A 26,601-nucleotide genomic window follows, 5' to 3' on the forward strand; every position below is an offset into this window, starting at 1 on the left:
CCCCACCCCCACCCCTGCCCACCTGATCACGCCTCGTCCTGCCAGTGGTAGCCAGCAATATCAACAACGGCTTTCAGCCCTTCAAGCCGGTAGAACTTACACTCGCTTACCGGCAAATAGCTTTCGAGATGTTTGGATCAATGCCTCTCGCCAGCCCACCTATGAAGATTGGGTGAGCCTGTTGGCACAAGAAGCCCATGCCATGTCTCAAGGACAGGGATCCAACCATCTCACCGTGCTGGTAGGCGATTCGATTAGTCAATGGTTTCCCGTCGAACAATTGCCAAGCGATCGCTTTTGGCTCAACCAGGGCATTTCTGGAGATACCACCACGGGCATTTTGCGCCGACTGCCGTTGTTCAGCCAAACTCGTCCCGATACGATTCATGTGATGGCGGGGATCAATGATTTGCGCGCCGGAGCAAGTGATGACGAAGTTTTAAACAACCTGCGCCAGATTATGCGGCACTTACGTCAGGCACATCCCAATGCCAGAATTTTTATCCATTCGATTTTGCCGACCCGCCTTTCTACAATCCCGGTTCAACGGATTAGCCTGTTAAATCAGAGCATTGCCATCATTGCCCGACAGGAGGGCGTGAACTATGTAGATTTGATGGGTTACTTTGCCGATAGTCAGGGAAATCTGCGGCAAGAGTTGACCACGGATGGGTTGCATCTTAATCCTCAAGGCTATGCCGTTTGGGATTGGGCAATGCGATCGCTGGCAAGTGCGTAAATTTGCCAAAGGAAATGCCAAGATCGAGAGAGACGCAGTCGTCGCTCTGTATTTTTGCTTCACTATTCCTATGTCAGATTTGCCTATCTCCATCGCCCAGCACTATCACGAGCGGACCAAATATAGTCCTGAAAGCATTGCTCAAAATCCTTATCAACCCGACTGGAACAATCAGCCGATTCCCTTTAAGGATTACAAAATTGGTACGGTCTATGACCTCAAACCCTATCTGAGCGATAAACTCGACTTCATCGACGAACATAGCTCCACCTGGCAGCGGCTATCGCGGCTGCTGTTTTGCAGTTATGGGTTGACCCTCAAGGTGACGATGATGAACGGCGAGCCGTTTTATTTTCGGGCGGCTCCTTCAGCAGGCGGGTTATATCCGGCAGAAATCTATTTAATTTCGCGGGGGACTCCCTTTCTTCCGGCAGGACTCTATCACTACGAACCGCAGAGCCATTCGCTGTTGCAATTTTGGGATAACGAGGTCTGGACGGCACTGCATGCGGCTAGCTTTTGGCACCCCAGTTTAGATAGTGTGCAACTGGCATTGGTGACAACTGCCGTCTTTGCACGCTCGGCATGGCGATATCAAGCCCGTGCCTATCGCCGGATTTTTCTCGATACGGGGCATTTGCTCGGCAATCTTGAGTTGGCTAGCTCTATCAACGACTATCGCCCCCATTTAATTGGCGGATTTGCCGATGATGCCGTCAATCAACTCTTGTATCTCGATGCCGAAAAAGAAGGAGCGATCGCCGTTATTGCTCTGGCAGACTTATTAGCTGTCAACGAAAACTTACCCCTGGCGACTACGGCTCTGCCCTCGGTCACGGAAACCCAGTATCCAAAAATTGCGGATGAGGACTTGTTGGACTATCTGCATCGAGCAACTCAATTGGCGTTACCGACCACGAATACGCCCGTAACTGCCAAACTTAATCCCAAAGTTCTCGTCCCTAACGACGATCCACTCGAAGATAAATATAATTTTCCGTTTTGTCTGAAAGTGCCCACGACCACGGCTCCGTTTAGTTGGGGTGTCGGTCTAGAAGGTTTAGAAAATACTATTCTCAAACGTCGCTCTACCCGCGAATATAATGGCGGCCCTCTGACTTTTGGCGAACTCAAGCAATTGTTAGATTTTACCTATCAACCGCAGCACTACAGCGATCAAAGTCTCGATCGCCTGCCAGATTACTTTGATCTGGATTTGATCCAAACCTTTATTGCAATTTCTGGAGTCGATGGTCTAGAAGAAGGGTGTTACTATTACGCACCTAAAGCCGAAGAATTGCGTCAAATTCGCTTTAAAAACTTCCGCCGAGAGTTACATCGCCTCTGTTTGGGGCAAAACTTAGGTCGAGATGCGGGTGCCGTACTCTTTCATACGGCAGATTTAAAGCAAGCGATCGCAAAATATGGCGATCGCGTGTATCGCTATCTTCATATGGATGCCGGACATTTGGGGCAACGGCTTAACCTGGCAGCCATCTATCTGGGCTTAGGGGTTAGCGGCATTGGTGGCTTTTTTGATGATGAAGTCAATGAAGTGTTGGGTATTCCTGCCGATGAAGCCGTCCTATACATCACTACTCTGGGCAGACCCCGATAACAGGCGTTCCTAAAAATGGTGTTCACACAGTTTGTCATTTTAACCCTGGCTCCTTTTCTGCTCGTTGGCGGAGTTGGGTTAGCGTTGATTGGCATGGCAGGTTATCTGCTATGGCGATCGCAGCAGGTCAAACACTGGCAAACAACCCCCGGAAAAATCCTGGAGGCTAGTATTAAAGAGGTATTGGTAAAAAATCGCAAGCGCTATCAGACGATTGTCCGCTACGAGTATTTTGTTCAGGGACTACCCTATGTCTCGCAACGCTTATATTTTGGTAACGCTTGGCGGATCAGTTCGCAGGCATTTGCTCAAGACAGACTGACAAAATATCGCTCCAGTCCCTATGTGACGGTGTACTATAACCCCACCCAGCCCCAAGAAGCCGTTCTAGAGAGAGAAAGCGATCGGGCATTGATCTGGACATTAGTCGGGGTAGGTAGCTTATTTTTTCTGTTCAGTTTATTTTTAGGCTCGGTGATCTTGTCCAGTTCACTCGAAACCTGTGGCATTACGCCAGATGCGCTTCAACCTCGTCCTGGTTCACCAGCTTGGTGTTACAACTGGTTTAGCTAAGCGTAAATTTCAGGAAAGTACCTGGTAGATAACAGGACGATATTTGGGAGGAGGAACAGGCTTACCCGTGACTTTTGCTGCCTCAATCCAAGCTGATTTAGCAATCTCCAACTCATGGACGGCTTCTTCAGGTGTTGAGCCAAACGCAGAACAATACTTTAAGTCAGGAATGTCTGCAATGTACCCTTCGTCTTCTTCACTGTAGAAAACGTTGATGTGATAATCTTTCATCGCATTCCACTTAAGACCATTGAGGTAATTTTCCTACAAAATTTATGGTCTACGGTGTGCATAAGCAACTGTGATCAACTTAATATAGTGCATCAAGATCTTTTGACGCTCACGCAAGCGAATTTGTAGCTCCTGCCACTACTCATCGACCCGATATAAAACAGTAATACGGGTAATCCGTACAGCGAGTAAACTTGGGCACAGTTTTTCTATATTCAATGCTCTGAACAAAATAAATTTAATAATTAATATATAGGGTAATGCTTTCAATCTAAAACTCTTCCACTTACCGTAACTATTAATACAGTCTATGACCGGAAACTCCTTTTTTGATGAACAAAAAGAGCAGTCTTTGATAAAGGCTAAGATTGTTGAGAAATATTTCTGGGTTTGGGCAAAAGTCGTTATTCCAACCGTTAAAAAATCAGCTTCAAATCCGAAAATTGCGTATATCGATCTCTTTGCTGGTGCAGGACGATATAAAGATGGTTCAAAATCGACTCCAGTCAAGGTTCTAGAAACTGCAATCTCAGATCCAGATATGCGAAATATGTTGGTATCGATCTTTAATGATGCCGATGCAAAAAACGTTAATTCTCTTCAACAAGCTATAGATTCAATTCCAGGTATAGAGAATTTAAAATACCGTCCTCAAATACTTAACCATGAAGTTGGAAATAACGTAGTTAAAACTTTCCAAGAGCGTAGATTGGTTCCCACTTTGTTTTTTGTTGACCCTTGGGGTTACAAAGGGTTATCACTTCAACTTATCAATTCGGTCGTCAAAGATTGGGGTTGTGATTGTATCTTTTTCTTCAATTACAATCGCATCAACATGGGCTTGAGTAATGATGCTGTTAAAGAACACATGAGTGCGCTATTTGGACAAATAAGGGCAGATCAAGTCCGCGAACAATTAAAAGCACTTAGTTCACAAGAGCGTGAGTTAGCTGTTGTAGAAGCTATTTGTGGAGCATTAAAAGAAATGGGTGGTCAGTACGTTCTTCCGTTCCGATTTAGACATGAAATTGGAAATCGCACTAGCCATCATCTCATCTTCGTAAGCAAGCATGTTAAAGGCTATGAAATTATGAAAGAAATAATGGCTAAAGAGAGTTCTGAACAGATACAGGGTGTGCCATCTTTTGAGTACAATCCTGCAACTCTTCGACAACCATTACTCTTTGAGCTGACTCGCCCTCTTGATGAACTGGAGGCTATGTTGCTTGATACGTTTTCAGGCAGAACTATGACCATGAGGGAGATTTACGACCAGCATCATGTTGGAAAACCGTATATTAGCAAAAACTACAAAAATGCTCTTGGTAATCTTGAAACTCAAGGCAGGATTGCAGCAGATCCACCTGCTAATAAACGCCGAAAAATGAAGGGAGAAATCACGTTTGCAGATTCAGTTAAGGTAGTATTTCCCGCTAAGCAATAAGTTCTAATCTGCGTGCACGCTTTATCGACTTAATTGTAACATTTTCCCATTTTTGAATATGCTGATTCCATGCATCAGGCATCTCATCCCAGATTTCATTATCAAGTAATCTACCTCCCGCTTTTGGTGTCCTACCTCCAACTTGCTTAAAGAAAAATGCCACCCCTGCACTTTGGCACTGATCGCGGATGTTCTCTGCCCACTCAAGTTGCATTGGTCGATGTTTTTGACCAGATTCTCCGCCTACAATAACCCAATCAATACCAGTTAAATCTAGCTTTAGTGATCCTAAAAGTGGTTCACACGAAATAAAGCGCACCGAGACAGGAACCTTACGAAGATATTCAAGACGATCAACGTAATTCTGATTCTCAATCGAAACACCCAGCCAAACATTCTGCGGAAAATCTAACTTAGAAGCTAAATCATATAGACGCTCATGCCGCTTTGTCAGAATTTGGTATACATGCCAAGGTGTTGCATGAATGACGGAGAAAACTTGTTTGATAAAGTCCAGGGGAACATCCTTATGAAAAAGATCACTCATTGAGTTAACGAAAATTCGACTGGGAGTGCGCCAACGTAACGGTTCCTCCAATCTTTCCGGATGCAAAGTCAAAGCAAACCCATTAGGAAAGTTCTTAGGAAAACGCTGTGTAAGAGCTTCCGCATAACAATGAAGACAACCTGGACTAACCTTGTCACAGCCAGTTGTCGGGTTCCAAGTCTTATCAGTCCACTCAATACCAGTATGCGTGCTGGACATATTTCAACTCCGAAAGCTACATCTATGGCAGATGCTACCTGCCCGGAATTTAATAGTTTATTTGTACTATAGCATTTTGTGGCAAGCAAATCTCTTATTGCACTTCTTTTACATTAGACAATGGCAAATGAAGTGTAGTGTAAATAAACTATTACAATCTTTCAACAAAAGTAGTTCTGTTTATGAAAGCATAACTCAGTAGATCAGGTGAATCACAACCTACGCTTATGAAAACTAATTAGTGATCACCTCATAAACAATTTCCAAACACCGCTCAGTATCAGATGTAGAGGGATAGCGAAGTCACACAGCTAGGAAGCGCTGAATAACCTCGTTGCTGAGTTCGCTAGTGGGACCTGAGGCAACGATGCCGCCTTTTTGCATGGCGTAGTAGCGATCGGCTTGGCGCACAAAGTGTAAGTGTTGCTCAACCAGTAAGACTGAAATGCCTGTGGTGGCGACAATGCGACGGACGGCAGATTCGATGTCGAGGATGATCGAGGGTTGGATGCCTTCGGTGGGTTCGTCGAGGACGAGGAGCTTGGGTTGACCCATCAAAGCTCGGGCGATCGCCAGTTGTTGTTGTTGTCCACCGCTGAGATCACCGCCCATGCGCCAGAGCATAGTTTTGAGAACGGGGAATAGCTCAAAAATTTCATCGGGAATCGTTGCCACTCCCTTGGGCTTATGTTCCAGGGCTTCCAGCCCCAGAAGCAGATTTTCTTTGACGGTCAGACGGGGAATGACTTCGCGTCCCTGAGGTACATAGCCAATACCCATCCGGGCACGTTGATCGGGCGTTCTTTGTGTAATCGATTGTCCACCAAATACGATGGAGCCACTGCGCGGTTTGAGCAAGCCCATCACCGTCTTCAGCAACGTCGTTTTACCCACCCCGTTACGCCCGATAAGACAGACCATTTGCCCTTTGGGGACGCTTAAATCGACTTCTCTGAGAATGTGGCTCTCGCCGTAATACACGTTCAAGCCTTTGATTTGCAGCATGAATTCGGGCGTAGGAGCTGTTTTTTCTGCCACCGCAGAGTTAGTTGATGTCATGGCTTTACGGCTCACCCTTCCGAAACAACTTCTAACAAATCTTCAGTGCGATCGAGACTCACAGGTTTGTCTGTGTGGATCTCTTGTCCCAAATAGACTTCAATCACCCGAGGGTTAGTTTGCACTTCGTCAATGCTGCCTTCACACAGCACCGATCCTTCGTGTAAAACGGTGACTTTGTGCCCCAACTGGCGGACAAACTCCATATCATGCTCAATCACGACGATGGAATGACTTTCGGCAAGGGACAGCAATAAATCTCCAGTTTTAGCCGTTTCTTCATCGGTGAGTCCAGCCACGGGTTCATCGACCAATAACAAATCAGGCGACTGGGCAACTAACATGCCAATTTCCAGCCATTGCTTTTCGCCGTGGGAGAGCAAAGCGGCTTGAATATCGGCTTTATGGCTCAAGCCAATGGTTTCCAGCAACCCAGATACGGTTCGTCGTTCAGGAGTAGGCGTTCGTCTAAATAACGTTGCCAGAACGTTTTTATTGCGATTGCAAGAGAGTTCTAAATTCTCACGGGGAGTTAAGTTCAAATAAACTCTGGGCGTCTGGAATTTGCGCCCAATTCCCATCCGGGCAATTTGATGTTCGGTAAAGGCGCGTAAGTTACGACCTTTAAACAACACCTGCCCGATCGTGGGCTTAACCTTGCCCGTGATCACGTCTAAAAACGTTGTTTTTCCGGCTCCGTTGGGACCAATGATGACGCGCAGTTCGCCCACCTCCATGCTGAAGTTGAGCTGGTTCAGTGCTTTGAATCCGTCAAAACTGACGGTCAGATTTTCAATCTCTAAGATTTTTGCGTTCATACTGAACCTCTGGATCTTCTTCTAAGCTGGGGTAAGTGGGCACGGGTTTGAAAATTCCAAAGAAAGCAAGGACTTTATCCAAACCGCGATCGCGGAAAAAGCCGACCAAACCGCTGGGGAGTGCCAGCACAATGATCAAAAACAGACCCCCCTGGAAAAATAACCAGACTTCGGGAAACTGTTCACTCAATAAACTCTTGCCAAAGTTGACTAGCAACGTCCCTAAAATGGCACCCACGAGGGTCGCCCGACCGCCCACTGCCACCCAAATCACCATCTCAATCGAAAAGGCAATATCCATGGCTTTCGGCGAAATGATGCCCGTTTGCAGCGTAAACATGGCTCCGGCAATGCCGGCTAGAGCGCCCGAAATGGCAAACACCAGCACTTTATAGCCGGTTGGATCGTAGCCAGAAAACCGGACTCGGCTTTCGTCATCGCGGATGGCAACGAGCAAACGCCCAAACCGTCCGCTGGTGAGCCAGCGGCAGAGAGCATAGGCAAATGCCAACAAGATAATCGTTAAGGCATAAACGATCCGCTGGGTGCTACTATCGCTGACTTTTGCCCCCAGCAACGTGTTGAAGTCCGTCAGACCGTTGGTGCCGTTAATCAGCTTTTGTTGACCGTTGAAAAAGTTGAAGAAAATGATTGTCGTTGCCTGGGTCAGGATGGAGAAGTAAACCCCACGAATCCGGTTGCGAAACACCAGGTAACCCAACACTCCGGCAACGATCGCTGGCACAACCATGACCGCGAGAGCCGAAAACGAAAAGGAATGGAATGGTTGCCAAAACCAGGGTAATTCGGTGACGCCATAGAGGGTCATGAATTCAGGTAGCTCGATACTAGAACTGGCAGGAATTTGCAGCTTCATGTGCATTGCCAGAGCGTAACCACCCAGTGCAAAGAAAACCCCATGCCCTAAACTGAGTAGCCCAGTAAATCCCCAGATCAGGTCAATTCCTAAAGCGGCGATCGCCAACGCCAGGAAGCGACCCATCAAGTTAAGGCGAAACCCTGAAAGTAGTAATGGAACGATAAAAATTAATATTAGGGCGATCGCAAATACGAGTGCAGCTTCGATCAACAGGTGGCGATAGCTCGACCCGTCAATTCTGCGGCTGTCAGCCGTTGCTTGTATGGTCATGTCATTTCCCTAAGCGTCAACGGTACGGCCCTTCTGCGGAAACAGTCCGGCAGGGCGGAATTGCAGGAAGGTCACAATCAGAGCAAAGACCATTACCTTTGCCATACTGGTTGTTGCAAAGAAGGTAAAAAAGTCTACCAACGGTTGGAACTTAGTCAAAAATGACAGGGTTCCGGTACCAATAATGTATTCAGTGATGCCAATTGCCAGTGCGCCGACAATACTGCCGACCAATTTGCCGACCCCACCCACGACAACCACCATAAAGGTGTTGACAATATAGTTTTGCCCGGTATTAGGACCAACCGATCCCAGCAAACTCACGGCACATCCGGCAATGCCTGCTAACCCAGAACCCAACGCAAATGTCAGCGCATCTACTTTCTTCGTCGGGATGCCCAAACATGCGCTCATATTTCGGTTTTGGGTGACGGCACGAATGCGTAATCCCCAGGGCGATCGCTGTAAAAATAAGTACACTCCCAGCACGCAGAATACCGTCAACACCATGATGAAGATACGCGTGCTAGAAAGCTGGTAGTCGCCAATGGGAATCCCACCTCTGAGCCATTTGGGTGCGGTCACATCCTGGTTTTGCGCGCCAAACCAGGGTTGAGTAACGGCAAGTTTATAGGTTTGACCTAAGACTGCACAAATGGCAAAGGAAATGCCGGTGGAGAGGGGTAGTAACAGTGCGATCGCCCACTTCTGTATCCGTTGAAAATCAGCCCGCCGCTTTAACACCCACATGCCACCAAAAAATAGCACGCAGAACAGAACCAGCCCAATTACTAAGACCCAGTTCACACTCCGAACAAACTGCTGCAAGATCAAACTCACGCCCCACGTTGCCAACAGTGTTTCTAATGGTCGGCCGTAGAGAAACCGGATCACACTTCGTTCCAGCAACAACCCTGCTAAGGCTGCCACAATAAAAGCGGCAATTAGCGCAAAGAAAATATAGAAATCAAATAGGGGACTGTCATCCCCGAAAAGCTTAAACCCTCGCTGAACCACACAGGTCGTGTATGCCCCCAACATCATTAGCTCGCCATGAGCCATGTTGATTACGCCCATCAGCCCGAATACGATAGCCAGCCCTAGCGCCGATAGCAGCAGGATCGACCCGATGCTTAGACCACTAAATACCCCGTCTAGAACACTAAACAAGCGCCTTACCCCCCTAAAAAAATAAACCGTAAGGGCATAAAGATCGTGGATTGAATAAAACCAGAGTTTCGTGCTGGAGAAGCACAACCCTGTTGTACTTCTCTAGACAAAACTCCAGGTTTTATTGAATTCGTGATCGTCAGTTAAGGTACGCCCTTACGGTCTTTAGTACGGATCGTCTACAACTGGAACTTGCCAGGATTTTCTACATCCGTCTTCGACCAGTCGCAGCTAAAGCCTTTGGTATCCGCCACATACTGGTTCCAGGGAACTGGATCGACGGGTGCTGGTGTGGCATAGACGATCTCAAACAGACCATCATCTCGCACTTCACCAATCCGCACCGTCTTAGACAAGTGGTGGTTGGCATTCATCTTCACAGGACCTTCAGGCGCTGCCATTTCTTGACCATAGGCAGCTGCACGGACAGCTTCCAAGTCCGTTGGAGTTCCTTCAGCACCCGCTTTCTCAACGGCTTGCTTCCAGATATTGACTGAAATGTAACCCGCTTCCATGGGGTCGTTGGTCACACGGTCTTCACCGTATTCCTTCTTGAAGGCTTCGACATAGGCTGTGTTTTCGGGGGTCTCTACTGTCATGAAGTAGTTCCATGCGGCATAGTGACCCAACAGATATTCCTTACCGATCGCCTGAACTTCTTCCTCAGCGATACTCACCGACATCACAGGATACTTATCGGGAGTCAGACCTGCACCCTGCATTTGCTTGAAGAAAGCAACGTTGCTGTCGCCGTTGAGGGTGTTGTAAATAACGCCACCATTGGGCAGTGCTGACCGGATCTTGGCGATAATCGGTGCAACTTCCACGTTGCCGAGTGGTAGATAATCTTCGCCTAACGTCTTAGCGCCTTTTGCTTCCAGCTGCGCTTTGATAATCGTGTTTGCGGTACGAGGGAAGACGTAGTCAGAGCCGACGAGATAGAAATCTTTGCCTTTATTTTCTAGCAACCAGTCTACGGACGGTTCGATCTGCTGGTTGGGAGCAGCCCCGGTGTAGAAGACGTTTTTAGAACATTCTTGTCCTTCATACTGCACGGGGTAGTAGAGCATATGGTTTTTGGATTCAAACACAGGCAGCACTGCTTTGCGGCTAGCCGAAGTCCAACAACCAAAGATCACAACAACCTGGTCTTCATCGATGAGCTTGGTTGCCTTTTCAGCAAACGTCGGCCAATCAGACGCGCCATCTTCTAACACATACTCAATTTGCTTGCCGAGTACACCACCTGCTTCATTAATTTGCTTGATGGCCAGCAATGTAGAGTCAACGACGCTCTTTTCACTGATTGCCATCGTGCCACTGAGTGAGTGCAGAACCCCAACTTTAATGGAGCCACCCCCCTCTGCTGCGGGAGACCCTGCCGCAGGCGATTCTGCTGCGGGAGACTCTGCATCTGTCGATTCGCCTCCACTCGCACAGGCTTTCAATAACATGCTGGTTCCTAATGCAGCGGAACCATAAACTAAAAATTTACGACGACCGAATAAACTTGCCATGAACGTCAATACTCCTCAACTAAACCGGGAAGCCCGAAGAATCCCTCTCCTAAGGGAGATGACCCAAACAACAACTTAGGGTGTTGAAATAACTATTAATCAGCACAGATACTAGGGCTGTAACCGTCGGCAGATTGTATTCTAGAATACAAAAACAGACCTCTTAAGTTTTGATAAATTTTTCAGAAGCATTGCTCTGCATACAGGACAGCCTGGAAGTATACTTTTTCACGGAAGAAGTTAACTTTCTTTACCGATCGTTTCAACAGTATTTTCATCAACAGTATTTCCAACAGTAGGAAGTTGCCCCATATGCAGTCGGATAAAATCGACCACGACGTTTAACCCGACTTGAGTTTTGAGATTGGTGAACACGAACGGTCTGGAGCCTCGCATGCGCTTTGTATCTTGCTCCATAACAGTTAGATCTGCGCCGACTAAGGGAGCCAGGTCGATTTTATTAATCACCAGCAAATCAGATTTGGTGATCCCAGGACCGCCTTTTCGGGGAATTTTATCGCCTGCGGCAACATCGATTACATAAAGGGTTAGATCGACGAGTTCGGGACTGAAGGTTGATGCCAGGTTGTCGCCACCGCTTTCCACAAACACCAGATCCAACGTTTGAAATTTGCGTTCTAATTGTTCGATCGCCACTAGATTGATCGAGGCATCTTCGCGAATAGCTGTATGGGGACACCCGCCTGTTTCCACACCAATAATGCGATCGCTGTCTAATGCCTGACTGCGGACTAAAAACTGGGCATCTTCTTGGGTGTAAATATCGTTCGTAACAACGGCGATGTTGTAGCGATCGCGCATGGCTTTACATAGAGAATCGACCAGGGCAGTTTTGCCTGAGCCAACGGGACCTGCAATTCCGACTCGAAAGGTATGCATGGGGAAGAGGTTTGGGTTTGAGGTGTAGGTTTTAAGCTTTGAGTGTCCAGGGAAGTTGGGGTAGCTGTCAATCGTCTTGGTTTTTACGCTCCCTAGCCTGACGCCATGGAATCAAAACAGGTGATGAGTGGAACAGCGGCATGCTGCTGTTCCACTCATCACCATTCTGCTTCTGAGGGCATAGCGCTCTATCTCTTCTGATTGCTTCGCCAATTTCTGATCTGTCTCCCTCAGATGATGCTCTGCCCGCGAAATTATGAGATTTTCGGACTATAGCAGCCGAGAGGTTGGTTGAACGGGGTGCAGGGGTGGAACCCCTGTCTGGGGGCACAGCCCCCACCCCCCCACCGTCCTAACCATCTACTCAATTGCTCTATCAACACAGGACGATCGCAAAACTGTCGGATCAAATCGTCCCGGTGCCGTGAATCTACGGTTGAATACGGTTAGTTGAAATGCATATTTACTTCTTCTTAAAACTATGGAAACTTTAGCGTCTCTCTACAGTGCCGAAACCTACGAAGTAGCTAACTCTCGTAAGAAAAAAGCGAAAAAAAATACAGGAAAACATGCGAAGGCAGATCAAAAAGCGAAACAGACTCACTCGCCTGAGATCGAGTATGATGTTATGCCCTGGATGCCGTAAGTCCGTATTAACTCCGAAACAGCCGTGAATAAAGGGCTTCGTGGTTCATGCTGGCGATCGCCAAGCCCCAACCACAGGCATACAGATCACCATCAGACAGATGAATTAGATCGGCAAGCACGCGTTCCATGCTCGGATAGAGACTCATCAGTAATTGCTGTCCCTGGGTTTGACCGAGAGGAATCAGTTTGATGCCAGCATTGACTAAATTGGTCGCCCAACTGTGCAAGTATCCTAGAACGGCGGCGTCTACTTCAATCTGCCAGTGAGCTGCGGAAATCGCAAAGGCGATCGCAAAATTACATTGATCCCCGCAAGATTGTAGCTGAGTTTCTAAGGATGGCTCTAGTGCCAGCATCAGCCGCACCAGCGATCGCCCCATTTGCCAACTTTGCGATCGCAATTCTTCCGCATCTCGAAAGGCAGAAAGCCAATCATTCCAGGTCTGGAGTCCCTGTAAATCATTGGCTTGAGCGCATCGGTAAGCACGAATCAGGGCTGACGTTTCAAGCCGCACGGCTCCATACTGCAACTCTTGTAGCAGCCAGTGTTGCAGCGCTGTCATCGTAGTTATTCGCTCGGCTTGTACCAGCGTTTCTAAGCCTTCGGAGTAGCTAAAAGCGCCAACCGGAAGGGCTGAGCTTGCCAGTTGCAGCAAATATAGCAGCGTAGATGAAGGGTATGGCATGGGGTTAGCATAGTCCAGCAAGGTCAATCATCCCATATCGCGATCCTAAATCAGTTGTGGAAGCGCCCGCCCTGCGGGCGCTTCCACAACTGATTTAGGGTCAGGACGGGGTGCAGGGGTGAAACCCCTGCGTGGGGGCACCGCCCCCACCCCTCTGATGTGCTAACTAGATGGCGTAGAACTATATAACGCTGCGTTGCCGGGATAGGTTACGGGTCGCGTGAGAGCCATGCTCCGCGCAGCTCTCACGCCACTGCTTGAACGTCATGCCCTTGAGAATTGCGATAGTTGCCATGCCACCCTAAAACCGCCTAGTCTAGGCAGATAAGTCTGTGTCAAGTATGTGCCAAGTGAACGTATGAAAGGTTTTCAAATCTTTTTGTTTTTGCTGATCGCGGCGATCGCGGGGGTGGGTGTAGCCATGGCAGTTACCAACCCTGGTCAAGATGCCTATGATGAATTTGCAACCGAGAAATTAACCGAATATCTCAATGACAGCGTCTGTGCTAAAGCGCCTAATGTGCTGGGAAATGTTTTACGCGAGCAATGCACATCCGTGCTACAGGACAATCGAGAGAAGTTAACGGAGTTAATTTCAACCAATACTGAACGGGAAAATTACTACATTTTGAGCATCTACAAAACCGACTTATCCGCCGATGAGTTTATTCCGCCAGTTCTGAGTAATTCGGTGCCTGCGTATCACTTTGAGTCGGTTGGTCTATTTGGCAAATTCCAAATCTACAGAATTCAAAAGCAATAACCAGGCTCCTGCTGCAATAGATAGTAATTGAGTAGATAGTTAGGATAGTGGAGGTGTGGGGGCTGCACCCCCAGCCAGGGGTGGAACCCCTGCACCCCGTTCAACCAGCCTCTCGGCTGCTATAGCAGTATGCAGGTAATTAAGTACGGAATCGATGTTGTGGGGCGCTCCGCGCCCCACAACATCGTACTGAACCAACCTGCACAGCGCTATATAGCAATGCGCAGGTTCGTTAAGTAGAAAAACGGTGATGTGAGGAAACGCGCCGCGTTTCCCCACATCACCATTCTGATTTCGAGCCTGTAACGTTACTGCTGGTTATCGTTCATCCCATTCACTCGCTGCATTGGCGATCGCTTCATCCACCGTTGATTCGCCCAGCATAGCCGCTTGCAGGTTGTCATAAATAATCTTTTGTAGATCTTTGATGTCTTCGATCGGTGGTAATAACATTTCTGCTTCCTGCATCTGACTGGCACTGATGGTACGGGCTTTATCGAGCGCCGTCGCGTTGTCAGCCACCGTCGTAAAGAAAGGGTCTTGCAATGCCGCTGTCGTGGAGGGCAATACATTCGCCGCTTTGGCAAACGCCAGTTGGTTGTCGTTATTGGTGACATATAGGGCAAATTTGACAGCGGCTTCGGGTTGGTCGGTATCTCGCGGAATCACCAGATTCATCACGGCAACACTCTTTTTCCCGGTTGTCCCTGTAATTTGAGGGGCGGTTGTAGACACCTGAGCGATCGCCGGGGCATTGGTTTCAATAGCTTTCAGGAACTGAGGACCCGAAGACAATAGCGCCGTTTCCCCTGCCTGATATAGCTCAATGGCACGGCGATGACCCTGGGTTAATACCTCTTTGGGCAAAAGATTTTGTTGATACAAATCCGTCCAATACTGAAAAGCGGTTTTGCCTTCGGGTGTGTTGAACGCGGCATTACCGTCTGCATCCAATAACGTCACGCCCATTTGCACCAATGATTGCAATACTTCTGCCGAATCTTGGGGAACAAACGTGGCAAAAAAGCCATACTTACCCGTCGCATCTTTCACTTGTTTGGCAACGTTCGCCAGGTCTGCATAGGTTGTCGGCGGCTGACTGATTCCCGCTTGCTTCAACAAGTCGGTGTTATAAATTGCGATGCTGGTTGTTAGATACCAGGGAATGCCAAAACTTTTGCCATCCAGCATTCCTGCCTGCCAAATTTTGGGTAAGTATTGGTCGCGCACATCGGCAGCAATTTGATCATCTAAATCTAACCAGGCATTGCGTCCGGCAAGTTGAGCGGCAAAGTCAGGGTTGAGGTTGACGACATCGGGAGCCGTCTTCGCAGATACTGCCGTAAGAATTTTGCTTTGCATATCTGCCCAGGGCACATCGACCCATCGCACGGTAACGCCGGGATTGGCACTCTCAAATTTAGCAATCAGGTCGTTGAAGTAGTCGGTGAACTGGGGCTGAAGCTGCATCGTCCAAAATTCAACTTCTGTGGTGCTGGATGAAGCGGTGTCTGAATCCGACGTATCAGGGGTGCAACTGACCATCCAGGTCAAGATCAGCCCCAACAGGGCGAATAAGGCAAATTTTGCCCAAGTTTTCATCTTTCCCATGACGACTCCTTTGCTCGGTTTGAGGGTGTGCGTGGATGCGAATACCCGCGCCCAAAATCATACCTGGTTACGCCACCTGCTGAATGAAAACATCGAAGGAGAGGAACGTGCCGCGTTCCTCTTCTTTCATCGATATAGAAGTGTAAGTGCTATGCACTTAGGTTAAGGACGGGATGCAGGGGTAAAACCCCTGCGTGGGGCACCGCCCCACAACACCGAACTGAATCAACCTGCACAGCGTGATATAGCAATCCTATTTGATCTGTGAAAATGATTCGGTGTGAAAGCGCCCACCCTTCGGGCGGGCGCTTTCACACCGAATTTAGGATCGTTATAATTCGTGATCCTAAGAATTGGGTTGCAGTTCAGCAGTTCTGACGGAAAGTTGTTGGGTGCGATCGCCCCGTCTTACCGTCACCCGTAAGTTTTGCCCCAAACGGCTGCGTTCGACCGTCCCTTGGAGTTGTTCGGCTGTTGTAATTGCCTGACCCTCAATCTCAGTAATCACATCTCCCCGACGAATACCTGCCTGTGCCGCTGGAGAATTAGGGACTACACCCATGACAACCACTCCAGTGATTTCTGGCAGCATCACCGTTGAGTTGGGATCATCATTATTTTGCTTAGCTATCTCTGGCGTTAAGCTGGCAATCTGCACTCCCAAATAAGGATGGGCGATGCGTTCGCCGCGTGCCAGTCGCGTAGCAATATCTTTAGCAACATTAATAGGAATAGCAAATCCAATACCCATGGCATTGGCTCGGATAGCCGTGTTAATGCCAATCACCTCACCATCGGCATTTAACAAGGGACCGCCCGAGTTACCAGGGTTAATAGCTGCATCCGTTTGAATGAAGTCGAGGCGCTTATCTGGAATGCCCACAGCCACACTAGAGCGATTGAGCGTGCTGACAATTCCCAGAGTGACGGTGTTATCCAGCCCCAGAGGATTACCAACGGCGATCGCCCAATCTCCTACCTGGATTTGATCGGAATTGCCTAAAGATGCAATCGGTAAACCCGTGCCATTGATCTTGACTACGGCTAGATCGGTCACCTCGTCCGTCCCTCTGACTTCTCCCTCAAAGGTACGCCCGTCCTTCATCCGAACTGTGACTCGATCAGCTTGATCGACAACATGGGCATTGGTCAAAATCAACCCATCCGCGCTAAAAATAAACCCTGAACCCTGCCCTTGTAGACGTTCTTCATGGGGGCCTGGGGCAAACGTATCGGGGCCGAAGAAATTCCGGAAAAACGGATCGTTGGCAAATGGGTCAGGCACCGTCCGAGTGATCGTTCGTTCGGTGTCGATCCGCACCACCGCCGGTCCCACTTGCTCGACCGCTGCTGCGACAAAACTACGGGTGCTGCTGGTGGTTGCTGGAGCCTGAGCAATCAACGGGTCTGAAGCAGATAAGTCACGGTCTGCTCGACTGGGTGCAACTGGCAACAGACTGAATGCCAGAACTGCGCCCAGCAAAATCGCAAAAATACGGGTCATCATTCGTTGCATAGTCAGCAAAGAAATTACGAAAGGGTACATGTCACTGTACAGTCCAACCCTCCTGATTCAGAAGGGATAGCACGACGCACTCAGGGTTTTATTTAATTAGTAATCCTGAGTGGCGCAAGGCTATAAGACATTGATCTGATTGTAACGACGATAGATCACCTCTGTGGTATCCCTCAAAGTCTGCTGATAAACCACAACAATGTATATAGCAGACGAAGGGCTAGTGGTCTGTCTCTGAAAAATTGACGGTTAAAACGGGTGATGTGCCGCGCGAAGCGCGGCACATCACCCGTCAGAAAATACTTGGCAAAGCACTGGTGAGGACAGGGGGCAGTTCCCCCGGACAGGGTGCATCCCGTCTTAATGAACCCTTCAGTTGCCATAACGCTTCACGACTGAATATAGCAATCCTATTTGATTTGTGAAAATGATCGGTTGTGAAAGCGCCCGCCCGAAGGGCGGGCGCTTTCACAACTAACTCAGGATCGCTATAGATTATGCGTGTTGTGAGAGAGCTGGGTGAAACGCGACTCTCTCAACAGCTTGGACTTGACGCCATTGAGAATTGCTATAGTGAGGCTGAATAGTAAGGTCGCTTACGTTAAAATGCGACTGCAATGCAGCAGCCAAATTTGTAAGGCGCAGCCAATTTTGAGAGAGTATCCGCATGACCGTTTCCAAACTATCTCAATCAGCCAACCATTCCCTTCAGGATAATGCCGATACGACGGATCATTCCCATGACTCTCTGAGTGGTGGTCACCAAAGCCATAGCGAACCCCATGATGGCGATCGCTCTTCAACTCATCACCATATCCACAGCGAAGAATCGCTAAAGCAAATTGTCAATCGCCTATCCCGCATCGAAGGGCATATTCGCGGCATCAAAGTTATGGTACAGGAAAGTCGAGCCTGTCCTGATGTGTTGGTTCAGGTTGCGGCTGTCCGGGGCGCGCTAGATCGAGTGGCACGGATTATTTTAGATGAGCACTTGAGTGAATGTGTGGCGCGTGCTGCGAAAGAAGGCAATATCGAACACGAACTCGATGAATTAAAAGCTGCGCTAGATCGGTTTTTGCCCTAATTCGCCCCCAGATGTCTGGAGGGATATAGCGACCTCAAAGGGATTATGAGAACCGCACTCCGACGGGGTGCGGTTCTCACATGGTTTGCTGAAATCCATGCTCCTTAATGATCAGACCTCTTGCAAATTAAGATTTTGAAATTAGTTTGGGCGGGGGCGAAGCCCCCGCCCAAACTAATCTGCAAGAGATCTATTGGCATCAGCTTCGATGTGAGGAACAACATTCGTCGATAGCCAGTAATTGACAAACGCATAAACGGTTTGCTCTAAAGCATCAGAATCTAAAGGTTTAACCAAATAGCCATTGACTCCGTTCTGATAGCAAAACTGAACGTCTTTCGGGTTGTCAGACGTGGTGAACACCACAACTGGAATTTCTTTTAAGTCCTGATTTTGTTTCAGCTGTTGCAACACTTCTCGCCCATCGGTACCCGGTAGATTCAAGTCCAACAAGATAACAGAAGGACGCGGCGCAAGGCTAGGGTTTTGGTAGTCTCCTTCTTTGTAAAGAAAATCTAAAAGCGCATCTCCATTGGTACAGCGATAAATCGGATTTTGAACTTTTAACTGTTGCATCATCAGGTGCAGAACTTCAAAATCCTCGTCACTATCTTCTGCGATCAACACCGGATCAAGAGATTTCATTGCTACTTTTGTTATCGAATATTGAATATAGTTTCAATAATATTACGATATGTTGTAAATAGTTACAATAACTTGACAATTTCTGTTTTCGGTTTCTCAAAATCGCTAATTTTGAATATTTTTTCGATTTTTTCGGGATAGCGTATTTTGTGTGGTAAGTTAAGAACTGTAAACAATTTCTGAGAGAGTCTAATTTGTAAAGCAAATTTTAGATTTCAAGACTCACGACATAATCAATGCAGTGTAAGGCTTTGATAGTATGTCATCTAGAGCGATGCTTTGAATCTCAACGAATGGGGTGGTTCAAAGCTTAATTTCATTCATGAAGCCTTAATTTTTGCTTTACAAAGAGTCTCTAGTCTTAAAGCCGCCTGCCTCTCCATAGCAATTGAATGGTTCATTAAGACGGGATGCAGGGGTGGAACCCCTGTCCGGGGGCACCGCCCCCGCACTCCTGTCCTAATCAGCCCTTCGGCTGCTATAGCAGAATGCAGGATTGAGCTTTTTGCTGAAAATGCAGTTTTTAGTTCGTCGCAGCACTGATTAATAGATGGCTCGCGGCGGTTCTAGCCTGTTTTTCCCAGTTACAAACTCGATAAGGTAAATCTGTACTATGGCATTTACAATTGATTCGGCGAGAAGCATTTTCCCTAATACGTTATCGGCTGATGCAGTTCCCGCTACAATCGCTCGGTTTGCTCAACTCAATGTTGAAGACCAGCTAGCGCTGATCTGGTTTGCCTATCTAGAAATGGGGACGACAATTACGATTGCCGCTCCTGGAGCTGCAAACATGGTGCTTGCAGAAGGAGTCTTAAATCAAATTCGGCAAATGTCACCGCTTGAGCAATCACAAGCCATGTGTGATTTGGCAAATCGGGCAGATACACCCATTTGCCGTACCTATGCCAGCTGGAGTGCCAATATTAAGCTGGGCTTCTGGTATCAGCTTGGTCAGTGGATGGATCAGGGTCTGGTTGCACCCATTCCCGACGGTTATAAGTTGTCTGCCAATGCGGCGGCTGTGTTGCAAGCCATTCGAACCCTTGATCCGGGGCAACAAATCACCGTTTTACGTAACTCTGTCGTTGATATGGGATATGACTCCAGCAAACTGGGCAGTTCCAACCGAGTTGCAGAACCTGTTGTACCGCCTAAAGATCTTTCCCAACGGACGCAGGTCAGCATTGAGGGAGTTACCAACCCAACGGTGTTGAGCTACATGGATAATTTGAATGCCAATGACTTTGATGCGCTGATCCAGTTATTTGCGCCCGATGGTGCATTGCAACCCCCGTTTCAAAGACCGATTGTGGGCAAAGATGCTGTTTTCCGCTTTCTTAGAGAAGATTGTCAGAATCTAAAGCTGATTCCAGAACGAGGTATCACAGAGTCAACGGATGATGGTTACACCCAAATCAAGGTAACAGGTAAAGTGCAAACGCCTTGGTTTGGTGCCAATGTAGGGATGAACATGGCTTGGCGCTTTTTGCTCAACCCAGAAAACAAGATTTTCTTTGTGGCAATTGATTTGTTAGCGTCGCCCAAAGAGTTGTTGAACCTGGCTCGATAAAACTGGACTGGGTAAACCCGGTAAAAGTTTTGTAGGGGTTGAGGGGATAATGCTCTCGTGTGGGAGCGTTATCCCCATATTCCTGTGTAACACTACGTGCTCAAATCTCACTTAGGATTGTGGATTTAATGCACCCGAAAATTTATTTTTGGAAGCGCGGCGTCGCCGCGCTTCCAAAAGTAAATCTTTGGGCGTATTCAGCCCGTGGTCTTTAGTATTCAGGCTCATTTTTAGTATTCAGGCTCATTTTTCATGAGAATGATTGGAATTGACATAAATGATGCTTTTCGTTAAGGCACTTTAGACGAAATAATTTTTAGGCATATAGGCATAAATGATGCAAGACGCTAGGGATGACTGGTCCCCTTTAGAAAAAAAAGTTGCTCGAGAAGCGTTTGATAACGCCTATCAACGTGAAATTGCTGCACTCATTGAAGATATTCGGGTAAAAGCCAATGCGATCGCCCACGTGGATGATCTATGGCAGATTCATGATTTCTTAAGTGCCCGGAGACATGAGATTGATGGGAAATACGACTATCGCTATTCGGTGTTATTGTTTGTGTTTGCTCAACTGGTCAAAGATGGCTGGCTGCACTTAACAGAATTGGAAAGCCTGGATCCAGATAAACGTGCCAAGATTGTAGCCCTGACCCGCATGTGAGGTTGGGTCTATGAAATGGGGTGTGGGTGCCACGCTCCGCGTGACACCCACACCCCATTTCATTGCTGATTCATCGGTTAAAAGAAGTACTTCGTTACTCTTAATGAGCCTTTGATGGCATCACCTGCTCCATACTTTAACCCTGTGACATCAACCAGAAGATCGTTGGTGCTGGAAAAGCCTGCCTGATTATCATTGACCGATAGGTAAGTGCGACTACCGAGTTTGAAAACGACAGCTTCATTGGCGCGCAGTGCTTGATCCCCTGATTGACGGAAATTTTTGTCAGCATAGGCTGCTTTGGCTGCTCGCAATAACCCTTTAACTTTTTGTCGTCCGGCGTTATAAAAGCGCTTGGGACGGTTGCGCGTATCCAAATCTTTATCAAAGTCAAGGACAATGCGATCGCCTTGCTTCTGGTTGAAGTCCAAAATGCGATCGCGTCCTCCTTTAAAGGTTGAAAGGCGCAATGCTTTTCGTTGGGTGCCACCCTGGTAAACAAAGTAATCTTTTCCGGTGCCACCTCTAAGGCGATCGGTGCCCAACCCACTGTATAAGTAGTCATTGCCTGCCCCACCGTTGAGGCTATCATCGCCCCCGCCCCCCGTGAGAACATCATCGCCCCCGCCTCCCGTCAGGATGTCATCCCCATCTCCACCGGAAAGCGAGTCGTCGCCGCTGCCGCCCCCGAGATCATCATTACCATCGCCACCTGAGAGAGAATCATCTCCTGTACCACCGGATAAATCATCATTACCAATGCTGCCAACTAACAGCAAATCATCCGTAAACACGCCTGCAATCGGAACGCCATTGTAGGTTCGCACATCAAAGTCGCCGACTTCATGGATGTTGGTGAAGTCTCCAGTTGAGGCAGCAAAGCCAAATTTAAAGGTTGTGGGCAATGCCCCATTCCCCTGGGCAATGACATCCAGAGCGCTAATCGGGACTTCGTTGGCATCATTAAAATCGCTATCATTGTTCAGGTCAATGCGAACTGTCAATACGCCTGCCTGACTCAGCTGGATCTGTGCCCGTTTTCGGGCATCTTCTGCGGTTGCTGTTGAACCGGGCACATCAATGCCACCGAGCAGCTTGGTGCTTGCTAAAAACTTGTACTGGCTACTTTCGCTGCCTCGCACCGTAACTGAATCTGGTGATTCTCCTGGTCCTCCGATCCGACCTTCAATGGGGTTAGAAAAATTACCAAACTCATCAAACCCAATTCCTAGGTAACCGCCCACCAGACCGGGTCTTTCAGCTTCGTCAGTTGAAATCGGGGCGTAGCCTAGAGAACCGCCAAACCCGCCTGCGGTCGTGGGTGATTTAGAACCATCGACAAAGAAAAAGCTAATACCATCTCCACCACTGCCGCCATAGGAAAACAAATCAAACGAGATGGAGAGCCCATTGCTTGAAGAGATGGGTTTGGTGTAGAGAACGAAGGTTGCCTGGTTTTCGATGGCATTGGTCAATCGCAAAGTGGTCATGGTTAGCGCTGTGTGATTTTATAACAACAAATAAATTAGGGGTAAGAGCAACCTATGGTCTAGAAATAGTGTGGAAGCAACAATTCTTTGGGGTTACACATTTAGTAAATCCCAGACGTTTGTTTCAAGAGCGCGGCGACGCTGCACTTCTAAGGTGAATGAACTTCTATTCATTCCGCTGGCTAGTACGCTTAATCAAAAGTGTGGCAACGGGGTGCAGGGGTAAAACCCTTGCATGGGGGCACTGCCCCCATCCCTCATGTGATTCAATAGTCAATCTTATTTAATCCGTGATCCTTAGAGGCACAGCCCCGACCTTCCTGTTGCAAAATTTCGTGTTTGCAACACTAGCAAGATTTGCCTAACAGAAATCTGCCAAATGCCATTTACTATTGCTGGTGTTCAATACTCTTAAGTTTGTATTAAACTCATCCATCTGTCAGGTAAATTTGAGCAGTTTTACTGAAGGTTAATTGGAAAACTTTAATTGAGAGAGTTGGGTAAATTTGCTGTGAACTCGATGAAATATCCTCTCACGGCAAGAACAACATCAGGTTGAGGACTGTCTCTAGAATGGCGATCGCTCTCCATAGCATCCTTAAAATCCATATAGAAGCGATCGCGATCGAGTTTGTTCCGTTAAATTACTTAAACTGACATTTGTTGACGTTGATAAAGTGACCAGTACAGTCCCTTTTGTTGCAATAAGGCATCGTGAGTACCACGTTCAACGATCACCCCTTTTTCCATCACCAGGATTAAGTCAGCCCGTTTTAACGGAGCAAAGCGGTGAGCAATGAGAAACACCGTCCGATCGGTGGAAACCCGCCGCAAATTTTCTAACACCTGCTGTTCGGTTTCCGCATCCAGGTTGCTGGTAGCTTCGTCCAAAATCAAAATGGGTGCATCTGAAAGAAACAGCCGCGCCAGGGTGATGCGCTGACGTTGTCCGCCGGAGAGTGCTGTCCCTCGTTCTCCTACATTGGTTTCATAGCCGTGGGGGAGTTCGCTGATAAAATCGTGTGACACTGCCAGCCGTGCCGCTTCTAGAATCTGTTCTGCCGTGACATCGGGATTGCCCAGCGTAATGTTTTCTAAAACTGAGCCGTTGAACAGAAAATCTTCTTGCAACACCACGGCAATTTGCGGTCGGAGGGAGGCAAGATCGGCACTTTTGACATCAAAGCCATCAATCGAAATTCGCCCCGACTCTGCCAGATACAGCCGTTGGATCAACTTAGACAGCGTACTTTTGCCAGAACCACTGCGTCCGACAATGCCAACAAATTGTCCCGGTTCGACATCAAAGGAAATGCCTTTGAGGATCGGCTCCTGATTTTGTTGATAGCGGAAAAACACTTGATCAAAGTTGACCTGCCCCCTCAGTGAGGGCAGCATCAAGCCGGTTCCCGGTTCCGCTTCGGGAGCAACGTTGAGGATATCGCCAATGCGATCGACTGCTAGCAAGACTTCTTGTAGATTTTGCCAGAGTTGTACCAGACGCAATAGGGGGCCCGTTACCCGACCCGACAGCATTTGGAAGGCGACCAATTGACCAATGGTAAAGTCTCGATCGATTACCAATTTTGCCCCAAACCAAAGGATCAGCAAAGCCGATAAGCTGGTAAGAAAGTCGCCGATGTGGTTGCTGATATTGGCAGTGGTCGTAGCTTTGAAGCCAGTGCGAATAAACCGGGCATAGAGACCTTCCCAGCGATCGCGCGATGCTTTTTCGGCGGCGTGGGCTTTGACCGAGTGAATCCCGGTGATCGTTTCTACCAGAAATGATTGACTGTCTGCACTGCGGTTAAACGTTTCATTCAACCAGTTCCGTAAGATCGGTGTGGCAACCAGGGTCAGCAGGGCAAACAGCGGCAGCACTGCCAATGCCACCCAGGTGAGGGTGACGCTGTAATAAAACATTACCGCCAGGTAGATCACCGCAAAAATGCTATCCAAAATCACGGTTAATGCCGTGCTGGTGAGGAACTGGCGGATTTCTTCCAGTTCTTGCACACGGGCAACGGTATCGCCTACGCGACGGGCTTCGAAATATGCCAGCGGCAGCCGCAGTAAATGGCGGAACAGTTGGGCAGAGAGGGCTAAGTCGAGGCGATTGGTGGTGTGGGTGAAGATAAACATCCGCAGCACACCCAAAAGCGCTTCAAAGATTGCCACTCCCAGTAGGGCAATCCCCATCACATCCAACGTAGGGATGCTTTCCTGCACCATCACCTTGTCGATAATGACCTGCGTGAAGATGGGGGTTGCCAACCCCAACAGTTGTAGGGTGAAAGAGGCAACCAGCACTTCAAATAAGAGGGTGCGGTATTTCCAAACAGCCGGTAAAAACCATTTGAGGTTGAACTGTTCTTGTCGTTGAACCAGTTCTGCCATCCATATCTGACCATCCCAGGCTGCTTCGATCAGCGGGCGGGGAATACTTTCGCAGGTCTGGTTGGGGTTGAGTGGATCGGCAATCACCAGGCGATCGCCCCTGACCCCATAAACCACGACCCAGCGTTCTTGATTCCAATGCAACAATGCCGGATAGTTGAGTTGCCGCAGGTCGCTCCAGTCGCCAATCACCAGGCGGCTGAGGTGCATTCCCAACTTATCGGCAGTATCTGCTAAATTTTTTGCCCGTTGCCCTCGCAGTTGTCGCTGCACCCATTCCAGTTGCGCTGGGGCTTCCAGATATTGCGCCAGCATCGTTAATACGGCTGCGCCACTGTTGACGCTGGCGACAAACGGGTAGCCGGTGATCGGTTGCGGAGCATCAGAAAATTGCGGTTGATACCGCGATCGCAATGCCAACCAAAATTGTTTAAACTGAGCCGTATCAAACCCAGCCCAGACGGGCGCGCTCCATTCCAGCACCAACACTTCTTTGCTAGCCGCTCTGGCTTTCCATTGATCGGTCAGCTCGGGTAAATCGCCAAACCAGTCTCCTGGTTTCAGCAAAATCGATTTGCCATCATCAGGTACGAGCCGTACATTCCCTGAAATGATCAAAAATTCATTGCCGGGGCGATCGGTTGCCCAGATGACTTCGCCCAAGGCAAAGGTTCGAGGCTTTGCCTGGTCTTTGACCCGCAATTGTTGGTCTGCACTTAGCCAGCACAAGGGGGGGGCATCCCAAGCGATGCTGGTGAGAATATCACTGGTTATCATTGCCGAGTTGTAAACGGATGGGTAGCTTTTGCATTTTCTCAGCAAGCCACTGCTCATACAATTCGTCTTGCAGGGTTTGCTTGACTTGGGGGTCGTCAAGGGTAGCTGATATGACAGCTTCGATGCGAAATAGACCCCAGCGGTTTTCCAAACCCAGGGGACCGACGATATCACCAGGTTTTGCTAAATCAACAGCTGATCTCAGGGTATCGGGCATACTGCCTCGACTGACGGGCCCCACCATGCCATTCATCAGTTTGTCATCGGTGAGGGAATAGTCTTTGGCAAGCTGCTCAAAACTGGCACCTTCCTGAAGCTGACTGTGCAACTCTTCTGCCAATTCCTGGTCTGCCACAATAATACGCGACAGCACTACCCGGTCTAAAAAAACCTTGCGATCGATAAAGTATTCTTGCAGTTTGGGTGCCGTCACGTCTTCTTTCAGTTGCTTCATCTTAAAGCCCGTCGCCACCTGTTTGTGGAAGGTCTCAAAATTGGTGCCGTTGCTGGTCATCCAGTCTTGAAATCGTTTGGGATCGGTCAGGTTTTGCTGCAAGCGAAAGTCGATAATTGCCTGTTCGATCGCCCCTGGCGGCACTTTTAGATTATCTCCTAGCTCCTGGAGCTCCCGCTCGACGACAAATTGACGAACGATTTCTCCAATGAAGCTATCTAGCTTACGGTTGGCTTGCAGATATCGAAATACCTGCCCCACCGAGATAGGGTGATCATCAATCGTGAGAAATGGTTCGGAGGTCATGC

The 26,601-nt window shown here is 48.3% G+C and carries 24 protein-coding genes; 9 read left to right on the plus strand and 15 right to left on the minus strand.

Going from position 1 to position 26,601, the window contains the following annotated elements; all coding sequences use genetic code 11:
* The 3 genes from ACR6Z4_RS22050 to ACR6Z4_RS22060 form a co-directional block, all read left to right on the plus strand.
* The coding region (locus tag ACR6Z4_RS22050; RefSeq protein ID WP_479719479.1) for an SGNH/GDSL hydrolase family protein at positions 1–739 on the plus strand (739 nt) is incomplete at its 5' end.
* 70 nt (positions 740–809) lie between these two features.
* A complete protein-coding gene (locus ACR6Z4_RS22055) occupies positions 810–2,357 on the plus strand; it encodes a SagB/ThcOx family dehydrogenase (protein ID WP_479719543.1) in 1,548 nt (515 codons plus the stop codon).
* A gap of 15 nt (positions 2,358–2,372) precedes the next feature.
* Positions 2,373–2,930 (plus strand): DUF3592 domain-containing protein, encoded by a 558-nt coding sequence (locus tag ACR6Z4_RS22060; RefSeq protein ID WP_479719480.1) that lies wholly within the window; start codon positions 2,373–2,375, stop codon positions 2,928–2,930.
* Positions 2,931–2,939: 9 nt separating this feature from the next.
* Here the strand turns inward: ACR6Z4_RS22060 and ACR6Z4_RS22065 are convergent, their stop codons facing one another.
* On the minus strand, positions 2,940–3,161 hold the full coding sequence (locus tag ACR6Z4_RS22065; RefSeq protein WP_479719481.1) for a type II toxin-antitoxin system HicB family antitoxin: 222 nt from the start codon (positions 3,159–3,161) through the stop codon (positions 2,940–2,942).
* A gap of 310 nt (positions 3,162–3,471) precedes the next feature.
* Here ACR6Z4_RS22065 and ACR6Z4_RS22070 point away from each other — a divergent pair, with 310 nt between their 5' ends.
* Positions 3,472–4,605: a three-Cys-motif partner protein TcmP gene (locus ACR6Z4_RS22070; RefSeq protein WP_479719482.1), complete on the plus strand. Its 1,134-nt coding sequence runs from the start codon at positions 3,472–3,474 to the stop codon at positions 4,603–4,605.
* Here the strand turns inward: ACR6Z4_RS22070 and ACR6Z4_RS22075 are convergent.
* The 7 genes from ACR6Z4_RS22075 to ureG all read right to left on the minus strand — a co-directional run bounded on the left by ACR6Z4_RS22075 (position 4,595) and on the right by ureG (position 11,985).
* Positions 4,595–5,371 (minus strand): DUF5131 family protein, encoded by a 777-nt coding sequence (locus tag ACR6Z4_RS22075; protein WP_479719483.1) that lies wholly within the window; start codon positions 5,369–5,371, stop codon positions 4,595–4,597. The two genes, ACR6Z4_RS22070 and ACR6Z4_RS22075, sit on opposite strands and share 11 nt — an antisense overlap.
* 303 nt (positions 5,372–5,674) lie before the next feature.
* The gene (urtE, locus tag ACR6Z4_RS22080) at positions 5,675–6,376 is read right to left on the minus strand and encodes an urea ABC transporter ATP-binding subunit UrtE (protein ID WP_479719544.1); all 702 of its coding nucleotides are present in this window, start codon (positions 6,374–6,376) and stop codon (positions 5,675–5,677) included.
* 65 nt (positions 6,377–6,441) lie between these two features.
* A complete protein-coding gene (gene urtD, locus ACR6Z4_RS22085; protein ID WP_479719484.1) occupies positions 6,442–7,248 on the minus strand; it encodes an urea ABC transporter ATP-binding protein UrtD in 807 nt (268 codons plus the stop codon).
* Positions 7,223–8,398, minus strand: coding sequence for an urea ABC transporter permease subunit UrtC (gene urtC / locus ACR6Z4_RS22090; protein WP_479719485.1), 1,176 nt, complete (start codon positions 8,396–8,398; stop codon positions 7,223–7,225). Before urtC ends, urtD begins: the two co-directional genes overlap by 26 nt.
* A 9-nt stretch (positions 8,399–8,407) precedes the next feature.
* The gene (gene urtB, locus ACR6Z4_RS22095) at positions 8,408–9,568 is read right to left on the minus strand and encodes an urea ABC transporter permease subunit UrtB (RefSeq protein WP_479719486.1); all 1,161 of its coding nucleotides are present in this window, start codon (positions 9,566–9,568) and stop codon (positions 8,408–8,410) included.
* A 179-nt stretch (positions 9,569–9,747) separates the two neighbouring features.
* Complete coding sequence (urtA, locus tag ACR6Z4_RS22100; RefSeq protein WP_479719487.1) at positions 9,748–11,085, minus strand: urea ABC transporter substrate-binding protein; 1,338 nt, start codon at positions 11,083–11,085, stop codon at positions 9,748–9,750.
* Positions 11,086–11,325: 240 nt separating this feature from the next.
* Positions 11,326–11,985, minus strand: coding sequence for an urease accessory protein UreG (ureG, locus tag ACR6Z4_RS22105; protein WP_479719488.1), 660 nt, complete (start codon positions 11,983–11,985; stop codon positions 11,326–11,328).
* Positions 11,986–12,466: 481 nt separating this feature from the next.
* Between ureG and ACR6Z4_RS22110 the strand changes: the two genes are divergently transcribed.
* Complete coding sequence (locus ACR6Z4_RS22110) at positions 12,467–12,631, plus strand: hypothetical protein (RefSeq protein WP_479719489.1); 165 nt, start codon at positions 12,467–12,469, stop codon at positions 12,629–12,631.
* A gap of 7 nt (positions 12,632–12,638) precedes the next feature.
* Here ACR6Z4_RS22110 and ACR6Z4_RS22115 read toward each other — a convergent pair whose 3' ends face one another.
* A complete protein-coding gene (locus ACR6Z4_RS22115) occupies positions 12,639–13,319 on the minus strand; it encodes an urease accessory protein UreF (RefSeq protein ID WP_479719490.1) in 681 nt (226 codons plus the stop codon).
* Between the two features lie 358 nt (positions 13,320–13,677).
* On the opposite strand from ACR6Z4_RS22115, the gene ACR6Z4_RS22120 reads away from it, so the two are divergent.
* On the plus strand, positions 13,678–14,082 hold the full coding sequence (locus ACR6Z4_RS22120) for a DUF4359 domain-containing protein (RefSeq protein WP_479719491.1): 405 nt from the start codon (positions 13,678–13,680) through the stop codon (positions 14,080–14,082).
* A 318-nt stretch (positions 14,083–14,400) separates the two neighbouring features.
* Here ACR6Z4_RS22120 and ACR6Z4_RS22125 read toward each other — a convergent pair whose 3' ends face one another.
* Both ACR6Z4_RS22125 and ACR6Z4_RS22130 read right to left on the minus strand, forming a co-directional pair.
* The gene (locus ACR6Z4_RS22125; protein ID WP_479719492.1) at positions 14,401–15,693 is read right to left on the minus strand and encodes an ABC transporter substrate-binding protein; all 1,293 of its coding nucleotides are present in this window, start codon (positions 15,691–15,693) and stop codon (positions 14,401–14,403) included.
* 346 nt (positions 15,694–16,039) lie between these two features.
* Positions 16,040–17,200, minus strand: coding sequence for an HhoA/HhoB/HtrA family serine endopeptidase (locus ACR6Z4_RS22130; protein WP_479719493.1), 1,161 nt, complete (start codon positions 17,198–17,200; stop codon positions 16,040–16,042).
* Positions 17,201–17,876: 676 nt separating this feature from the next.
* Here ACR6Z4_RS22130 and ACR6Z4_RS22135 point away from each other — a divergent pair.
* Positions 17,877–18,293: a metal-sensing transcriptional repressor gene (locus ACR6Z4_RS22135; RefSeq protein ID WP_479719494.1), complete on the plus strand. Its 417-nt coding sequence runs from the start codon at positions 17,877–17,879 to the stop codon at positions 18,291–18,293.
* Between the two features lie 174 nt (positions 18,294–18,467).
* Here the strand turns inward: ACR6Z4_RS22135 and ACR6Z4_RS22140 are convergent, their stop codons facing one another.
* On the minus strand, positions 18,468–18,938 hold the full coding sequence (locus tag ACR6Z4_RS22140) for a response regulator (RefSeq protein ID WP_479719495.1): 471 nt from the start codon (positions 18,936–18,938) through the stop codon (positions 18,468–18,470).
* A 613-nt stretch (positions 18,939–19,551) separates the two neighbouring features.
* Between ACR6Z4_RS22140 and ACR6Z4_RS22145 the strand changes: the two genes are divergently transcribed.
* Together ACR6Z4_RS22145 and ACR6Z4_RS22150 are read left to right on the plus strand one after the other, a co-directional pair.
* Positions 19,552–20,511, plus strand: a complete 960-nt coding sequence (locus ACR6Z4_RS22145; protein WP_479719496.1) for an orange carotenoid-binding protein — start codon at positions 19,552–19,554, stop codon at positions 20,509–20,511.
* A gap of 337 nt (positions 20,512–20,848) precedes the next feature.
* A complete protein-coding gene (locus ACR6Z4_RS22150; RefSeq protein WP_479719545.1) occupies positions 20,849–21,175 on the plus strand; it encodes a hypothetical protein in 327 nt (108 codons plus the stop codon).
* 77 nt (positions 21,176–21,252) lie between these two features.
* On the opposite strand, the gene ACR6Z4_RS22155 is transcribed toward ACR6Z4_RS22150, so the two are convergent.
* The 3 genes from ACR6Z4_RS22155 to ACR6Z4_RS22165 form a co-directional block, all read right to left on the minus strand.
* Positions 21,253–22,665, minus strand: a complete 1,413-nt coding sequence (locus ACR6Z4_RS22155) for a bluetail domain-containing putative surface protein (RefSeq protein ID WP_479719497.1) — start codon at positions 22,663–22,665, stop codon at positions 21,253–21,255.
* Positions 22,666–23,313: 648 nt separating this feature from the next.
* Complete coding sequence (locus tag ACR6Z4_RS22160) at positions 23,314–25,839, minus strand: type I secretion system permease/ATPase (protein ID WP_479719498.1); 2,526 nt, start codon at positions 25,837–25,839, stop codon at positions 23,314–23,316.
* Entirely contained in the window at positions 25,826–26,599 is a 774-nt protein-coding gene (locus ACR6Z4_RS22165; protein WP_479719499.1) for a peptidylprolyl isomerase, read from the minus strand. The genes ACR6Z4_RS22160 and ACR6Z4_RS22165 overlap by 14 nt, the downstream gene beginning before the upstream one ends.
* Between the last annotated feature and the right edge of the window lie 2 nt (positions 26,600–26,601).

This window comes from Calyptranema fuscum S582, assembly GCF_055793305.1.

What these genes read in the sequence shown, in the direction of transcription:
- ACR6Z4_RS22055 (WP_479719543.1), top strand. Translation starts at nt 810, where the DNA reads ATGTCAGATTTGCCTATCTCCATCGCCCAGCACTATCACGAGCGGACC.
- ACR6Z4_RS22060 (WP_479719480.1), top strand. Translation starts at nt 2,373, where the DNA reads ATGGTGTTCACACAGTTTGTCATTTTAACCCTGGCTCCTTTTCTGCTC.
- ACR6Z4_RS22065 (WP_479719481.1), bottom strand. Translation starts at nt 3,161, where the DNA reads ATGAAAGATTATCACATCAACGTTTTCTACAGTGAAGAAGACGAAGGG.
- ACR6Z4_RS22070 (WP_479719482.1), top strand. Translation starts at nt 3,472, where the DNA reads ATGACCGGAAACTCCTTTTTTGATGAACAAAAAGAGCAGTCTTTGATA.
- ACR6Z4_RS22075 (WP_479719483.1), bottom strand. Translation starts at nt 5,371, where the DNA reads ATGTCCAGCACGCATACTGGTATTGAGTGGACTGATAAGACTTGGAAC.
- urtE (WP_479719544.1), bottom strand. Translation starts at nt 6,376, where the DNA reads ATGCTGCAAATCAAAGGCTTGAACGTGTATTACGGCGAGAGCCACATT.
- urtD (WP_479719484.1), bottom strand. Translation starts at nt 7,248, where the DNA reads ATGAACGCAAAAATCTTAGAGATTGAAAATCTGACCGTCAGTTTTGAC.
- urtC (WP_479719485.1), bottom strand. Translation starts at nt 8,398, where the DNA reads ATGACCATACAAGCAACGGCTGACAGCCGCAGAATTGACGGGTCGAGC.
- urtA (WP_479719487.1), bottom strand. Translation starts at nt 11,085, where the DNA reads ATGGCAAGTTTATTCGGTCGTCGTAAATTTTTAGTTTATGGTTCCGCT.
- ureG (WP_479719488.1), bottom strand. Translation starts at nt 11,985, where the DNA reads ATGCATACCTTTCGAGTCGGAATTGCAGGTCCCGTTGGCTCAGGCAAA.
- ACR6Z4_RS22110 (WP_479719489.1), top strand. Translation starts at nt 12,467, where the DNA reads ATGGAAACTTTAGCGTCTCTCTACAGTGCCGAAACCTACGAAGTAGCT.
- ACR6Z4_RS22115 (WP_479719490.1), bottom strand. Translation starts at nt 13,319, where the DNA reads ATGCCATACCCTTCATCTACGCTGCTATATTTGCTGCAACTGGCAAGC.
- ACR6Z4_RS22120 (WP_479719491.1), top strand. Translation starts at nt 13,678, where the DNA reads ATGAAAGGTTTTCAAATCTTTTTGTTTTTGCTGATCGCGGCGATCGCG.
- ACR6Z4_RS22125 (WP_479719492.1), bottom strand. Translation starts at nt 15,693, where the DNA reads ATGGGAAAGATGAAAACTTGGGCAAAATTTGCCTTATTCGCCCTGTTG.
- ACR6Z4_RS22130 (WP_479719493.1), bottom strand. Translation starts at nt 17,200, where the DNA reads ATGATGACCCGTATTTTTGCGATTTTGCTGGGCGCAGTTCTGGCATTC.
- ACR6Z4_RS22135 (WP_479719494.1), top strand. Translation starts at nt 17,877, where the DNA reads ATGACCGTTTCCAAACTATCTCAATCAGCCAACCATTCCCTTCAGGAT.
- ACR6Z4_RS22140 (WP_479719495.1), bottom strand. Translation starts at nt 18,938, where the DNA reads ATGAAATCTCTTGATCCGGTGTTGATCGCAGAAGATAGTGACGAGGAT.
- ACR6Z4_RS22145 (WP_479719496.1), top strand. Translation starts at nt 19,552, where the DNA reads ATGGCATTTACAATTGATTCGGCGAGAAGCATTTTCCCTAATACGTTA.
- ACR6Z4_RS22150 (WP_479719545.1), top strand. Translation starts at nt 20,849, where the DNA reads ATGCAAGACGCTAGGGATGACTGGTCCCCTTTAGAAAAAAAAGTTGCT.
- ACR6Z4_RS22155 (WP_479719497.1), bottom strand. Translation starts at nt 22,665, where the DNA reads ATGACCACTTTGCGATTGACCAATGCCATCGAAAACCAGGCAACCTTC.
- ACR6Z4_RS22160 (WP_479719498.1), bottom strand. Translation starts at nt 25,839, where the DNA reads ATGATAACCAGTGATATTCTCACCAGCATCGCTTGGGATGCCCCCCCC.
- ACR6Z4_RS22165 (WP_479719499.1), bottom strand. Translation starts at nt 26,599, where the DNA reads ATGACCTCCGAACCATTTCTCACGATTGATGATCACCCTATCTCGGTG.